General features: G+C 65.3%; 16 protein-coding genes and 1 pseudogene. 8 read left to right on the top strand and 9 right to left on the bottom strand.

The features are described from left to right. Window positions 1-27: 27 nt before the first annotated feature. Window positions 28-270, bottom strand: a pseudogene (locus ABLE91_RS25980) (hypothetical protein); the annotation flags it as partial. 151 nt (window positions 271-421) lie between these two features. Between ABLE91_RS25980 and ABLE91_RS25975 the strand changes: the two are divergent. After that, on the top strand, window positions 422-997 hold the full coding sequence (locus ABLE91_RS25975; protein WP_348935446.1) for a TetR/AcrR family transcriptional regulator: 576 nt from the start codon (window positions 422-424) through the stop codon (window positions 995-997). Next, window positions 994-1,707, top strand: a complete 714-nt coding sequence (locus ABLE91_RS25970) for a DNA-3-methyladenine glycosylase I (RefSeq protein WP_348935445.1) — start codon at window positions 994-996, stop codon at window positions 1,705-1,707. The genes ABLE91_RS25975 and ABLE91_RS25970 overlap by 4 nt, the downstream gene beginning before the upstream one ends. A 12-nt stretch (window positions 1,708-1,719) precedes the next feature. Here ABLE91_RS25970 and ABLE91_RS25965 read toward each other — a convergent pair whose 3' ends face one another. From ABLE91_RS25965 to ABLE91_RS25940, 6 genes are read right to left on the bottom strand one after another with little or no spacing between them, the layout of a single operon-like run. Further along, window positions 1,720-2,277 carry a chlorite dismutase family protein gene (locus ABLE91_RS25965; protein WP_510182005.1) on the bottom strand — a complete coding sequence of 186 codons (558 nt, stop codon included), beginning with the start codon at window positions 2,275-2,277 and terminating at the stop codon, window positions 1,720-1,722. Between the two features lie 48 nt (window positions 2,278-2,325). Next, window positions 2,326-4,014 (bottom strand): methyl-accepting chemotaxis protein, encoded by a 1,689-nt coding sequence (locus ABLE91_RS25960; RefSeq protein ID WP_510182001.1) that lies wholly within the window; start codon window positions 4,012-4,014, stop codon window positions 2,326-2,328. 45 nt (window positions 4,015-4,059) lie between these two features. Further along, on the bottom strand, window positions 4,060-4,569 hold the full coding sequence (locus ABLE91_RS25955) for a DoxX family protein (protein ID WP_348935443.1): 510 nt from the start codon (window positions 4,567-4,569) through the stop codon (window positions 4,060-4,062). Continuing rightward, the gene (locus tag ABLE91_RS25950; RefSeq protein WP_348935442.1) at window positions 4,566-5,351 is read right to left on the bottom strand and encodes an HvfC/BufC N-terminal domain-containing protein; all 786 of its coding nucleotides are present in this window, start codon (window positions 5,349-5,351) and stop codon (window positions 4,566-4,568) included. The genes ABLE91_RS25955 and ABLE91_RS25950 overlap by 4 nt, the downstream gene beginning before the upstream one ends. Continuing rightward, complete coding sequence (gene bufB / locus ABLE91_RS25945) at window positions 5,341-6,264, bottom strand: MNIO family bufferin maturase (protein WP_348935441.1); 924 nt, start codon at window positions 6,262-6,264, stop codon at window positions 5,341-5,343. Before bufB ends, ABLE91_RS25950 begins: the two co-directional genes overlap by 11 nt. Before the next feature lie 46 nt (window positions 6,265-6,310). Next, complete coding sequence (locus ABLE91_RS25940; RefSeq protein WP_348935440.1) at window positions 6,311-6,616, bottom strand: BufA1 family periplasmic bufferin-type metallophore; 306 nt, start codon at window positions 6,614-6,616, stop codon at window positions 6,311-6,313. Between the two features lie 255 nt (window positions 6,617-6,871). On the opposite strand from ABLE91_RS25940, the gene ABLE91_RS25935 reads away from it, so the two are divergent. The 3 genes from ABLE91_RS25935 to ABLE91_RS25925 all read left to right on the top strand — a co-directional run bounded on the left by ABLE91_RS25935 (window position 6,872) and on the right by ABLE91_RS25925 (window position 8,939). Next, window positions 6,872-7,483, top strand: a complete 612-nt coding sequence (locus ABLE91_RS25935) for a carboxymuconolactone decarboxylase family protein (RefSeq protein WP_348935439.1) — start codon at window positions 6,872-6,874, stop codon at window positions 7,481-7,483. Window positions 7,484-7,752: 269 nt separating this feature from the next. Next, on the top strand, window positions 7,753-8,307 hold the full coding sequence (locus tag ABLE91_RS25930) for a sigma-70 family RNA polymerase sigma factor (RefSeq protein ID WP_348935438.1): 555 nt from the start codon (window positions 7,753-7,755) through the stop codon (window positions 8,305-8,307). Then, window positions 8,304-8,939, top strand: coding sequence for an NrsF family protein (locus ABLE91_RS25925; RefSeq protein WP_348935437.1), 636 nt, complete (start codon window positions 8,304-8,306; stop codon window positions 8,937-8,939). Before ABLE91_RS25930 ends, ABLE91_RS25925 begins: the two co-directional genes overlap by 4 nt. Window positions 8,940-8,948: 9 nt before the next feature. Here ABLE91_RS25925 and ABLE91_RS25920 read toward each other — a convergent pair whose 3' ends face one another. Together ABLE91_RS25920 and ABLE91_RS25915 are read right to left on the bottom strand one after the other, a co-directional pair. After that, window positions 8,949-9,599, bottom strand: coding sequence for a DUF1109 domain-containing protein (locus ABLE91_RS25920; RefSeq protein ID WP_348935436.1), 651 nt, complete (start codon window positions 9,597-9,599; stop codon window positions 8,949-8,951). 532 nt (window positions 9,600-10,131) lie between these two features. Then, window positions 10,132-11,103: an AraC family transcriptional regulator gene (locus ABLE91_RS25915; RefSeq protein ID WP_348935435.1), complete on the bottom strand. Its 972-nt coding sequence runs from the start codon at window positions 11,101-11,103 to the stop codon at window positions 10,132-10,134. A 28-nt stretch (window positions 11,104-11,131) separates the two neighbouring features. Here ABLE91_RS25915 and ABLE91_RS25910 point away from each other — a divergent pair, with 28 nt between their 5' ends. The 3 genes from ABLE91_RS25910 to dinB all read left to right on the top strand — a co-directional run bounded on the left by ABLE91_RS25910 (window position 11,132) and on the right by dinB (window position 13,888). Beyond that, a complete protein-coding gene (locus ABLE91_RS25910; protein ID WP_348935434.1) occupies window positions 11,132-12,136 on the top strand; it encodes an SDR family NAD(P)-dependent oxidoreductase in 1,005 nt (334 codons plus the stop codon). Between the two features lie 202 nt (window positions 12,137-12,338). Continuing rightward, complete coding sequence (locus ABLE91_RS28995; RefSeq protein WP_510182004.1) at window positions 12,339-12,515, top strand: GNAT family N-acetyltransferase; 177 nt, start codon at window positions 12,339-12,341, stop codon at window positions 12,513-12,515. 266 nt (window positions 12,516-12,781) lie between these two features. After that, entirely contained in the window at window positions 12,782-13,888 is a 1,107-nt protein-coding gene (dinB, locus tag ABLE91_RS25905; protein ID WP_348935433.1) for a DNA polymerase IV, read from the top strand. Window positions 13,889-13,909 lie beyond the last annotated feature (21 nt).

Genomic DNA, 13,909 nt, shown 5'->3' with positions numbered 1-13,909 from the left:
GCGAAGGCGCGCGGCGGGAAGCGGTTGCCCGAGGGCGAGCAACTCCTCCAGCATGATCGTGACCTTCTGGCCGTTGGGCGTGGCCGGCGAATAGAGCAGGAGCGGGTGGCGCCCGACAGGCAGTTCCTTTTAGTGCGTCGGCCCTGCGACCGGGCGGTCGATGCTGGCGAAGGTGCCGCCACTGGGCTTTGCCCACGTCCAGACCTTGGACGGCATGTAGCTGGGGAATCCACCATGTGCTTCTCCGGAGAAGACCCAAGGCTGGCTCATCCTTCGCGATGGCGGGCCATGGCCGAATAACATTGAGTTGTAGTACGGCCATTCTAGAATGCAGTGTGGCGGCGCCCGTGACAGCATCGCCGGGCATGCAATGGACAGGTGGAGAGGAATGGCGAGACCGCGGGAGTTTGACGAGGACGCCGTGCTCGATGCCGCGATCCAGTGCTTCTGGAATCGCGGCTACGAGGCGACCTCCATGAAGGATCTGGTCGGCCGAACCGGGATCAGCGTTGCCAGCCTCTACAATGCCTACGGTGATAAGCGCGCGCTCTTCAGGACAGCGCTTGATACCTATGTTGAGACCAGCATCGGCGAGCGCATCCGCCGGTGCGAAGCGGCTCCGCCGCGCCAGGCCATCGAAGCCTTTTTCGGGGAGATCGTGACCCGCTCCCTGACGGATGGCGACCAGAAGGGGTGCATGCTCGTAAACTCGGCGCTCGAAGTGGCGCCGCATGACGAGGAATTCCGTCAGGTCGTTGCCGATGCGCTCGTTCGTATCGAAGGATTCTTCATCCGTTGCATCGAGGCGGGACAGGCCGATGGGACCATCAGTTGCGCTTTGACCGCGCAGGCCCTCGCGCAGCATTTTCTCGCGGTTCTGATAGGCATTCGCGTGCTGGCCCGAGCCCGGCCACAAGGCGCGTTGCTCGAAGGCATTGCAAGCTCCGCCCTTGCGATGCTCGGAGCCACAGGCGCAAAGAAGAAGGCCCGGCAATGAAAACGTTCGCGGACATTTTCGCCCTCACGGCGGAGCGCAAGGGCGGCAATGCCAAGCTGGACAAAATCCTGGCCGAAACGGCTCCGCGCACACCCGCGAAGATCGCCGCGATACCGGACGATCGCATCCTTGCCGAGATGACGCGGCGGATCTTCTATGCGGGGTTCTCCTCCAAGGTTATCGATAACAAATGGCCGGCCTTCGAGGAGGCGTTCGGCAATTTCGACCCAAATGCCTGCGCCTTCATGACGGAGGGCCATTTCGACGAGTTGCTCCAGAACAAGGGCATCGTACGCAACGGCGCCAAGATCCGCGCGGTCCAGGCGAATGGACAGTTCCTGCTGGCGCTGAAGACCGAGCACGGCAGCGCGGCGCGCTTCTTCGCGGACTGGCCTGACAGCGATTATGTGGGCCTGCTGGATGTCCTGAAGAAGCGGGCCAGCCATCTCGGCGGAGATGCCGCTGGCCGTTTCCTCCGGGCGATCGGGAAACCGGCCTTCATCGCGACGCCGGACGTGGTCGCCGCGCTGATCCGTGAAGGCGTCATCGACAAGGCGCCGGGCGGCAAGCGCGACCTCGCCGTCATCCAGGCCGCCTTCAACGCATGGTCGGAAGAATCCGGCCGTGACCTCACCGCCATCAGCCGCGTGCTGGCCATGAGCATCGACGGGCCGGGATATGGCGTGGTCCATCGCCACGCGGGTCATTGACCCACAGGCCGGTTACGGGCGGCTGAGGCGGATGTCGACTTCGCGGTCGACGAAGGTCCATTCGGGCGAGAGCCGCAGGCGATCGACCAGTTCCTCGAATGCATTGGCATCCTGCGGCGCATACTCGAACCACGTCAGGAAATCGAACGGTTCGCCGAGCTCGCGGCTGTGGTGCAGGCGGCGCGCGATGGCGGGAAGATAGCCGAGGCCGATCTCGATATGGTGCGATTGTTCTTCCAGGATGGCGCGCCGCTCATCCTGGGCGAGGTTCCACCACGCTGGCGTCTTTCGCACGGGGATCAGGGCTGCGCGGGTCGCGTCCCGTCGTCCCAGCCCCTGCTGGAGCGCCGCGAGCGCGTTCGTCTCGGATCGGGATGTGTAGCGGGTGTTGCTGGTCGCTCCCCGCAAGGTCCAGCCGCCGGGGGATTGCGAGGCGAGAGCGGCAGAGTCGATTATCGGAGTTTCCGTCGTCATGAGTCTTGGGGCGAATGCCAGGCTTTCGCCGACGACCGGCGTGATCCGGTCGATCCGCCATGGCCCCGAGGCGCCGGCCGAGAAGGCCACCAGCAAGGGCGGCTGAGAGATGCTCGCAACACCGGACATGGGCATTCCTTTTGCTCAGGCCGCGCGCACGATGGAGAGGAAGCGGTCGACCTCGACACTCAGATGTGCGGACTGACCCGAGAGGGCAGAGGCCGAGAAAAGCACCTGCCGGGCGGATGTGCCAGCCACCTCGGCCGTCTCGGCGACGCCGGCGATATTCGAGGTGACCTCGCTCGTTCCCGTAGCGGCGCGGGATACGTTGGCGACGATCTCCTGGGTGGCGGCGGTCTGCTGCTCCACCGCGCCGGCGATGATGGCGGCGAAGCTGCTGATGTCGCGGATACGCGTCGCGATGACGTCGATGGCCGAGACGGCCTCGCCGCTCGATCCCTGGATGCGCTCGACCAGTTCCCTGATGGTCTTCGTCGCGCCCGCCGTGCGGTGGGCGAGGTCCTTCACCTCACTGGCCACAACGGCGAAGCCGCGGCCCGCCTCGCCCGCATGGGCCGCCTCGATGGTGGCATTGAGGGCCAGGAGATGGGTCTGCCCGGCGATGGTCTCGATCATCGCCGCGATGTCGTTGATCTGCGTGACCACGCCGCCCAGTTCCCGCACCGAGGCCGCCGTGCCGGTCGCCTCGTCCGCCGCGGTGCGCGCGAGTGTGGCGGAGCCGCTGGCGTGCCGTCCGATCTCCAAGGCCGACGACCCGAGCTCCTCCGCGGCGGCGGCGACGGTGTTGACGTTCGAAGCGGCGGCCGCAGCCGCAGCCGCGACTGTGCTTGATTGCCCGGCAGCACGACTCGCGATGGCGGTCATGGCCTGGGCCGTGCCCTGCAGCTCGTTCGCCGCGGTGGTGACATTGCCGATGATGCCCCCGACCGTGCGCTCGAAATAATCCGCAAGCTCGACCATGGCGCGACGGCGTTCGGATGCCGCTGCCGCATCGGCCGCCTGCAGCGCTTGGGCTTCGGAAGCGGCCTTCGCGGCGACCATCGCCTTGATTCCCTCGACGGCCCGGCCGACCGCACCGATCTCGTCTCCCCGGGCGGCCTCTCGGATCTCCGCATCCACATCGCCGTCAGCCATCTTTTGCAAGCGGTCCACGAGCCGTCCGAGGGGGCGGCTGATGCCGAAGACGCTGACGCCTGCCACGGCCAGGATACCTGCGGCGATGCCGAACAGGCTGGCGAGGGCAAGACCCAGACGGGCCTGCCCGGTCTCCATGGCGAGGGTGGCCGAGCGCTCCTCCATAAAGGCCTGAATGTCGGCGCCGAGCTTCTCAGACGCCGCCACCATCCGGTCGAAGCCGGGATCGATCTCGCCGTGCATGATCGCGAGCGCCCGGTCCCGGTCGCCCGCGATGGCAAGCTGGCGGACGGCGGCGACATCGGTGGTGAAGCGCTCCACCTGCCCGACGACCTGCGAGATGCGGTCCGCGAAGGCCGGCGCCTGCTCTGCCAGCACACGGCCGAGGTCCTGCACCTGGGGCAGGATGTCGTCGAACTGGGCATCGGCCAGATCGCGGGCGTCTTCGTTGTTCTCTGCGATCATGCGCAGGACGGCATAGTCGAGCACGAAGATATAGCGGCTCATCAGGCGCGTGCCCGCGACGGCCTGGGCCTCCCGCGCTGCAAAGCCCCCATAGGCCTCCGCAAGCGCCGCCATGCGGCTCGTGGCGTCCCAGACGAAGCCGCCCATAACGCACGAGAAGAAGATGATCACGAGGAGAAGCTTGTGAAGGACTTTCAGGCGGCCGAACGTCACGAAACTCTCCCCTATTGGATCACGCGCGCGGGTTCAAAAGGCGGCTCAGGCAGGCCGCCGGAGCGTGCCGATCACGGCATCGAGCGAGATGCGGCCAGGCCCTCCTGCCATGATTGCGAGCGCCATGGCCGCCCATGTGAGGTGGACGGGCCAGCCGTCCGGCACGGTCAGCTCGACAATGGCGGTCATGAACAAGAGGCCGAGCGCGGCGAAGCGGGTGCCGAGCCCCATCACCAGGAGAGCGGACAGGCCGACTTCTCCGCAGGCCGCGAGAAAGGCCGTGAGCATGGGGGCGGGGAACGGATAGGGCCCGCCCGGCAGGTGCAGCATGAACTCGTCGGTGAAGAGCGTGACCGCGGTGTCGCTGAGCTGGAGGAAGCTGTCCCATTTGAGGATGCCGGAGCGCCAGAACGGCACCGCCAGGGCGATCCGCAGCGCGAGCTGGACGAGGGAAGGCTGCGCGATCCAGCGGACGAGGCGATCCGCCCGGTCTACCAGGACGCCGAGCCTGCCGGCCACCGGTCCGGCGGCCATCTGATGTTCGATCGTCTTCATGTCATCTCCTCCAGATCGAGGGCTGTGAAGACGCCGGCTGCGAGCATGTCCGCGATCCCGGCACCGAGGTCGAAGCCGGGCGCCTCCTCCATCGCCGCCGCCGCCGCCTCTCCAAGCGGCCGCCCTGACGTGAGCGCGCCGAGGAACGCCGCTCCGCCCGGCGGCAGGCGGTGCACCGTCACCTCGTGGGCGGGGCGGGTGATCAGCGCGTCTTCCGGTGTGCCGGCATCGATGGTGTCGATGGGCCCGTCGCCGCGATTGGCGGCGAAGATGGTCATGGCGGCGAAGGGCGAGCGGACGATGCGGGTCGCCGGGTGCGGCGTGAAGGTGACATGCGCGAACCGGTCGGGTGGCACAACAGCAAGGGTGCTGGCGCCAAGCGGCTCGGCATCGGCAGCATGATAGGCATCGAGCCACGCCCGCTCAATGCGGGCCGTGTCCGCGAGCCAGGGCATGGTCCGGGCGTGCTCGTAGGTTTCGATGAAGGCCGGAAAGTCCCGGCCATATTCGAACAGCAGCGGCGATACCGGTGGGGTCTCGCGGACATGGAAGCGGGCCATCGCCCGGAAGAAATCCACGCCTGTAATGCGCTGCACCGCCGGATAGATCGCGGCAAGCGCGTCGATCAGGCTCACCGTGACGTTGTTGCGGTAGACGTTGTAGCGCTTCACGGCGGCCTTGCCGTTCGGTCCCGCAACGATGTCGGGCGTCCCGCGTCCAGGGTCGATTAGCCCCGGCGAGAAAGCGGCGGCATAGCTGCTGGGCAGAGGATCAGGCTGCATGGCTCTCATCTCCCGCGAGGCGTCGGGCGTGGCGGTCGAGGATCGCCTTCGCGGCCGCGGCCTCCGCTTTCAGGACGGGCCATTCGGGAATGTTGCTGTCCCACTCGATGAGGGTCGGCACCGGCCCACGCCGCCCGATGACGATCTCGAACAGCGTCCACACCGCGTCTGCGACGGGCCCGTCATGGCTGTCGATGAGGAGAAGCTCTCCCTCGTCGTCGGCCTGCGCGGCATGCCCGGCAAGATGGATCTCGCCGACGCCGGCGAGCGGGAAATCCGCAAGGTAATCGAGCGCGGAGAAGCCGTGATTGGTGGCGGACACAAAGACATTGTTCACGTCGAGCAGCAGCCCGCATCCGGTGCGCCGGGCGATGGCGCGGATGAAGGCGGTCTCGCCCATGGTCGAGTGCCGGAAGGTGACGTAGGTGGAGGGGTTCTCGAGAAGAATCGGCCGCCCAATCACCTCCTGCACCTCGTCGATATGATCGCAGACCCGGTCCAGCGTCGCCTGCGTGTAGGGCAATGGCAGCAGGTCGTTGAAGAAGGTGGTCTCGTGGGTGGACCAGGCGAGGTGCTCGGAGACCAGGGCTGGCTCGTAGCGATCCACGAGGGCCTTGAACCGGGCGAGGTGCGCCCTGTCCAGGGGCTGGGGGCCGCCGATCGACATGCACACGCCGTGCAGCGAGACCGGGTTGTCGCGGCGGATGGCCTCCAGCGCGCGATGGGGCGGACCGCCCGCGCCCATATAGTTCTCCGCATGGACCTCGAAGAAACCTTTCGGCTTTCCGTCGGCGAAGATCGCCGCGAGGTGTTCGTGCTTGAAGCTGGTGCCGGCCTCACCCGCGACCGAATGCGCCGGGAGACGGAGGGCCTGTGCCGCGGACGCGACGTGGAATTCGGCTTTTGCGTTCATGGCATGCCTCCGCCTTCCGGCGATCGGTTGATCGGGAGCTGGGCGCTCAGATTGCCTTCAGGGAGCCGTGCTGGCCGTTCGGCAAGGTGATGGAGGTGCAGGTGCCGCCCTGCACGAACTTCCAGGCATTGCCCTGGAAATCGACGGTCGAGGTGCCCTGGCAGGTGGTGCCGGGGCCGGCGGCACAGTCGTTCTGTCCCTTCAGCGCCACGCCGAAGCACTTCTCCTTCTTGGCGGCGATGGCCGCGTCGGCCTCTGCCTTTGTGAGGGGGGCGGCGCCCGCCATGGAGGCGAGGGCGGCGGCCATCGCGCTGGCAAGGACGGCTGAGGTCACAACAGTCTTCACGGACATCTGTCTCTCCGTATCTGGTCGCTGGTGCCCACGCTGGACACGACGGGAATACGGAGGGGCGGGCGGGCCTGTTACAGGGCCAGCGAGATTTTTCGCGCTGCTGCTTGCCGAGGAGATACGCGGCGATGCGCCCCGGGGCGCGGGGCCGATAGTGTGGCCATCGGCACCGGGAAATGGCCTCGACAGGGGACCGCATTTTAGATTGAATGATCCAAAACTAGGATCAATCCAATCCAGACCTTCATGAGGACGGGAATGTCTCGGCTGCCAATGATTCCGCGTAGCGAGCTTAGCGAACTGGAGCCTCTCTTCTCCCGCGTGGAGCAGCAGGGCGGCACGGTGCCGAACGCCTGGCTCATGATGGCCCATGTGCCTGATATCGTCCGCGCCTTCAGCAATCTCGCCTATGCAGTGCTGCGCGTGGATCGCAAGGTGCCAACGGTGCTGAAATGGATGGTGGCCCATGTGGCCAGCCGGGCGGCGGGCTGCAACTACTGCATGCTCCATGCGGTCGCCAATGCGGATGGGCTCCCGGTTGCCGTCGACCAGAAGGAGAAGATCGACGCCGTATGGGAGTTCGAGAGCAGCCCGCTTTTTTCCGAAGCCGAGCGTGCCGCACTCCGCGTCGCGATGGGCGCGGCGATGGTTCCCAACGCCGTCGAGGATGCGGACTTCGAGGCCTTGAAGACTTTCTATTCCAGCGAGGAGATTGTCGAGATTGTCTCGGTGATCTCGCTCTTTGGATTCCTCAACCGCTGGAACGACACGCTGCAATCCGAGCTTGAGGACAAGCCGCTCTCCTATGCGGCGAAACATCATTTGTCTGAGCGTGGCTGGTCATTGGGGGCGCACGGAAAATCCGCCTGAATGACGCCCACCCGACAAATGCGCGCTCCAGATGTGGTGTTGGAGGATGCGCCGCCGTGGGCAACCTTGCATTAGCGAGCAATCATTCTAAAACTCCGGCAATCATTCGTTCTGGGAGCAAAAGGCCCGACCTGTCGAATGGCATTTGTAGGCGGATGGTGCCGCGGCATGCGCGTGTTCTCTAAGAACCTGCCGGATTTGGCGCGGCATCCGTTGCCCGCTTCGGCAGGATTGTCGCGCGCTTCAGGCAGCATGCCGAGTGGACGGTCATGAGCCTCTCGGAGCGTGAAGCGCAGTGGTCCGGCTGGCTGAGATCGGCCATGGCCGGCGATGCGACCGCCTATCGCCGGTTCCTGGATGCGGTTACGCCGCACCTGCGGGCGATGGCCCATCGCCATTCCCGGGCTTTCGGCGGAAGCCAGGACGATATCGAGGACATCGTGCAGGAAGTGCTTCTTGCCGTGCATCTGAAGCGCGGGACGTGGGATACATCCCGCCCGGTCGGTCCCTGGCTCTCCGCCATCGTGCGCAACAAGCTGGTGGATGTGCTGCGCCAGAAGGGGCGCCGCCCGACCGTCCCCATTGAGGATGTCGTCGAGGCGCTCGCGGCGCCCGAAGATGACGATGGTTTACAGGCTTACGACATCGATCGCATGATCGACCGGCTGAAGGGGGTGCAACAGGACATCGTGCGCTCTATCTCGAGGGACGGATCCAGCGTTCGTGAGACTGCGGGCCGCCTCAACATGACCGAGGGCGCCGTTCGGGTCGCCCTTCACCGGGCACTGCGGGCGCTGGCCGCAGCTTATCGAGGACAGACGTGAAGACGGACGAACTCATCGGACTGCTCGCCCAGGATGCCCCCGTCCGCGACAAGCTCTTGGGGCGCCTCCTGTTGGCCTTCCTTTTGGGAATGGCGGTGGCGACCGGCCTGTTCGCGGCGCGCGTTGGTATCCGGCCGGATGTCCTGTCCGCCGGGCAGACGGTCCGCTTCCTGTTCAAGGTTCTTCTAGTCTTTGCTTTGTTCTGCATTTCCGCCGCCGCAGTCTCGCAGGTCGGCCGGCCGGAGGCGCGCCTTGCCCCATGGGGCATCGCCTTTGCCGCCCTTACCATTGCACTGGGGATAGCGGTCGCGGCGGAGCTGTTCGTGACGCCGGAGAGCCTGTGGGGCGTGCGCCTCGTCGGCCAGAACGCCGTCTTCTGCCTTGTCGTCATCCCGACGCTGGCTGTCGCGCCCTTGGCTTTCCTGCTGTTCGCGCTGCGTGGGGGTGCACCAGCGCGTCCGGGGCTTGCCGGTGCCATCGCGGGCCTTGCGGCAAGCGGGATGGCGGCGACACTCTATGCCATCCACTGCCCCGACGACAGCCCGCTTTTCGTGGCGACCTGGTATTCCATCGCCACCGCGCTCGTGACCGGTGTAGGTTATGTCGCCGGCTCACGCCTGCTGCGCTGGTAGCGGCGGCGTTCACCATCGCAACAGCCGCGGCCCGATCACCGCGCCGAAGAGCGACACGGCGGTGATTGCGAGCCCATACCAGAGAAACACGAACGGCATGCCGGATTCATCGCAGGCGATCGCATAGACCGCGGCGGAAAGCGCTCCCGCGGTCAGCCCGGCCGACGCTCCCGTCAGGCGGAGCCGCGTGGGCGCTGTGAATCGCAGGGCCAATAGGGTCCCACACAGGATCGGCGCCGAAAGTGCCATGATCAGCCAGCTGCATATCCCCGACGTCGCGCCGAAAACGAGGGGAAGGCGCGCGCCCGGCTGAGCCAAAGCCAGTTGCAGCCCGGCTGTGATGCCCATGACAAGGATCGTCGTTCCAATGGCGCGTGCCGCCAATGGCGCGGTGCATTCCGGCCGCGCGAGCTTCAGCAAGGCTGCATATCCAGAAAGGCTAAGCGTGGCCGTGAAGGCTGCCTTCATCCAGAAAGAGATACGGAAAAGAGCCTCGTTCCAGTCTGACCTGGGGCCCCATGCAAGCAGGACCACGGCCGATGACACGAGCATGCCCAATATCAATCCAGCCCCGATGTAGCGCGCGGGTGATCCTGGCCGGATCGGAATGAGATCGGCAACGAGGAGATCGATGATGGTTTCCGACTTCGCCCTCGTCACCGCGGATTGTCCACGGCATGAGCACAAAATGACGGCACGCGCGCCCACTGCGGCTGCGTGCCGACGCGATAGACGCTCAAGCGAAAGCCGCTCGCCTGAAACAAAGAGCCTCCTCCTTCCGACGTCCTCTGCGCCGTGCCACAACACGATATGGTGTCTCTCACGCACCTAGTTCGTCGGTTACGCCAGATTTGTTACACCGAACGTCCGGGGCGCGCGGGACGGTGAAGATCGTTAATTTTCAAAAGCTCATCGCGGATGTCATGACCCTGGGCGCTGAGGAGCCATTGGCTCGGACCACGAATAGTGACTGGCCGCGCGACATTCCCCGCTGTTCCGTGGACCCACCTTGATCGAGACCTTTTCGGCGACACGCCTTGTCATCCGGCGCGGCGTGATGGAACGACAGGGGCTGTCCCGCTCCGTATGCGCCAACTGGAGCAACATCGCGTCTGGCCGTGGGCGTTGATCGCCTAATCCAGTCTAGCCATGACGAAATGAGAGGGCCGGCGATATCCTCATCACGCCGGCATCATATCTGCACACCGCGCCGGGGTGAGCGCCCCATGACACGCTTGAAGGCCGTACTGAACGCGGCCTCCGAACCGTAGCCCACCGTGTTCGCCACCTCCGCCACCGAGCTGCCTTGCCGGCGTAAGGCACGGTCGGCCTGGCGCATGCGCCATTCGGTGAGGTAGGTGAGCGGTGGTATGCCGGCCACCGACTTGAAATGGGTGGCAAACGCCGTGCGGGACATAGCGGCCGCCCGCGCGAGATCGGCGAGTTGCCAGCGCCGCGCAGGGTCGGCGTGCATAAGTTGGAGGGCGGGAACGAGCCTGGGATCACAGGCCGCGCGCAGCCAACCGGTCTCCATCGCCGCGCCGTCTGACAGATGCCGCCGCAGGATTTGGATCATCAAGAGATGAGCGAGGCTGGAGCACGCCATCTGCGCGCCCGGTGCGTTGTCGGCGGCTTCCGCGACCAACTCGCGGATCAGCGCGCCCAGCCGATCCGCGTCGCTCTCCGCACCCGAGAGATGAACGAAATCCGGCAGGCTTTCCACCATCAGGCGCCCACCAGCGTGGTCAGTATCGAGATGGCCGCCGAGGAACAGGAAGTCGTCGCCCTCTCCCACTGGGATGATCGAGGCACCGGCTCCCGCGAACACCTCAGACGAGAGGCGGGCAGGCGCCGAGAGGTCACTCGCCACCGTGAAACCAGCATCGCGCGTCAGCAGGAAGATGTCGCCAGGGACGAGCCGAAAGGGCTGCTCGACCCCGTCGAGGGCGAAGAAGCAGCTACCGCGGCCGATGGCAAAGAACTTGATCTTGCGCGGCGGCGGAAAGCGGATGGCCCACCGGCCGCCACCGATGAAACCACCGGCATAGATCGCGCGGGCGTCGATGAGTTCGAGGATCTGGGACAGGGGATCGCGGGGCATTTTGAACGCTGGCGAAAGAATGGAGGATTTCTGCGCATTCAAAGTACAAGGCTGCGCGATCATATCCAAGCCATCCAATGGAGGCATTGAAATGACGACCCCCCAAGTGCCGCTCGGCTCCGGCTTTTCCGCTCACAGCACTTCGCTCGACATCATCCGCGGCATCGATCTCACCGGTCGTCTCGCTATCGTCACGGGAGGCTATGCCGGCCTCGGCCTGGAGGCTGCCCGCACACTCGCCTCTGCCGGCGCCCGCGTCATTGTGCCGGCCCGGGATGCGGAGCGTGCGCGCCACGCCATCGCCGAAGTCGGCGGCGCGATCGAAGTCCGGGCAATGGACCTCACCGACCCCACCTCCATCGAGGTCTTCGCGCACAGCATCGTTCAATCGGGGCTCGCCCTGCACATGCTGATCAACAGCGCCGGCATCATGGCGTTGCCCGAGCTGGCGCACGATGCGCGCGGCAACGAGCTGCAATTCTCCACCAACCATCTCGGCCATTTCCAGCTCACATTGCGGCTGTGGCCCGCGCTCGCGCGGGCCGGCGGCGCGCGGGTGGTCTCGGTCTCCTCCATGGGTCACCGCTTCTCCGACATCGTCTGGGACGACATCAATTACGCACGCCGTCCCTATGATCCCTGGAGCGCCTACGGCCAGTCGAAGACCGCTAACGTGCTCTTTGCGGTGGAGTTGGACCGACGGGGACGAGATCTCGGCATCCGCGGTTTCTCGCTCCATCCCGGCGGCATCATCACCGGGCTCGCGAAGCACATCTCGCTCGCACGGCTGAAGGAGATGGGCAATGTCGACGCGAGCGGCGAACCCGTGATCGATCCCGAGCGCGACATGAAGTCGATCTCCCAGGGTGCCGCAACCCATATCTGGTGCGCGGTCAGCCCGCAGCTCGATGGCAAGGGCGGGGTGTTTTGCGCCAATTCTGACATCGCGCCACTCCAGGAGGGAGAAGTCGTCATGTCTCTAGAGGGACGCGACCGGCGCACCTCCAAGGTCGCGCCGTACGCGATCGACACCGCCTCGGCCGGGCGGCTATGGGCCGTCAGCGAGGCGATGACTGGGGTGAGCCTGCCGGGCTGACCCCTTCGGTGTGAGCGCGACGGCGGACCCATCGCCTCACCCCACTGCTGCGTCTCATGTGGCCTGGAGCCGGTCGGGCCGGAACTCGGACGCGATTTCAATGTTCTCCGGCGATGGACGACCTGTTTGGTGACGTGACCCGCCACCAAAGCGCCGGACGCAGGCGCTACTTTATCCGCCTCGCCCCCAGGCTGAGGCTGAGCTGAACTATTGCTGGTCAGGCAAGCGCACGATGGTCATCGACCATACCTACGTTCCTCGTGCATTTGAGGGTCGCGGGATCGCAGCCAAGTTGGTCAACTCCGTGATCGCAGACGCGCGGAGCGAAGGGTTTAAGATCACGCCCCTTTGCTCCCATGTGTCCACCCAGTTCGCGTGACACCCGAGTAGAGCAACCTGCTCGCGGCGACGATGCCACCCGGTCGCGACATCACGCCCTCCCATGACCGGCAGGTCGTCATTCTGGATCGCGCGGTGTGGAGCGACTGGCCGGATTCGGGCGTTCCGGCGCGATCGCTCCTACGGCCGCTGGAGCCGGGAACGCTAAAGGTCGAGCAGATCGGTTGAGGCAGATCGTCCCGAATCACCTGCTCTCTAGTATGCTCAATGGTCCCACCATCCGAGAGCCCAACGGCGCAGTCCGCGATGATCGTCCCCTTAGATTCACCTGGGACAGCCGGACCACACAGGAAGATCATCCATGTGGACATGGATGCTTTCTACGCGTCCGTCGAGCAACGGGACAATCCGGACTTGCGGGGAAAGCCGGTCGCCGTTGGAGGCTCCGCCTCGCGTGGAGTCGTTGCCGCTGCGAGCTATGAGGCACGCGTCTATGGCGTGCATTCGGCCATGCCGTCGGTGACGGCAAAGCGGAAATGCCCCGAGCTGATTTTCGTCGCACCTCGGTTTGAAGTTTACCGGGCGGCCTCTGCCCAGATCCGCGAGATCTTCGCCGAGCACACAGACCTGATCGAGCCACTCTCCCTTGATGAGGCCTATCTGGACGTCACGGTAAACCACCAGGGCCTCCCAGCCGCCACGACGGTCGCAGAAGTGATCCGGGCGAAGATCAAGGAGGTGACTGGGCTGAACGCCTCGGCGGGCATCTCCTATTGCAAGTTCCTCGCAAAGATGGCGAGCGACCTGAACAAGCCCAATGGTCAGGCCGTCATCACGCCACGCATGGGGCCAAGCTTCGTCGAGACTCTGCCTGTGAAGAAATTCCATGGGATCGGACCGGCGACCGCCGCGAAAATGGAGGGGCTCGGAATTGCCACTGGCGCGGACCTGAAGGCGCAGTCGCTCGAATTCTTGCAGCGGCACTTCGGCAAATCCGGCCACTGGTACTTCAGCATCTCGCGCGGCATCGACGAGCGGCCTGTGGAGCCAAACCGCCCCCGCAAGTCCATTGGCGCCGAGGACACATTCGCGGCTGACATCTTCGATTTCGAGATTGTCCGCCAGGAGATGGCCGCACTCGTCGCTAAGGTCTGGCGCCACTGCGAGGGGCGTGGCTTGAGCGGCCGGACGGTCACGCTGAAAGTGAAATATGCCAACTTCCAGCAGATCACGCGCAGCCGCACCGCCGGCGCTGCGATCTCAACGGCAGCGGAGATCGAGAATTTGGCCGCAAGCCTACTGGAGCCGCTCTTCCCGACGGAGAAAGGCATTCGGCTGATCGGGGTGACGCTGTCGTCTCTCGAAGAGCGAGCTGGGTCTCGCACAAGCGAGACCCAGCTCTCGCTGCTCTAGATCACATCGTCGACCGGTAGC

The organism is Aquabacter albus (assembly GCF_040049275.1).
Lineage (GTDB): Bacteria > Pseudomonadota > Alphaproteobacteria > Rhizobiales > Xanthobacteraceae > Aquabacter.
This window is presented reverse-complemented; position numbering and strand designations above follow the sequence as displayed.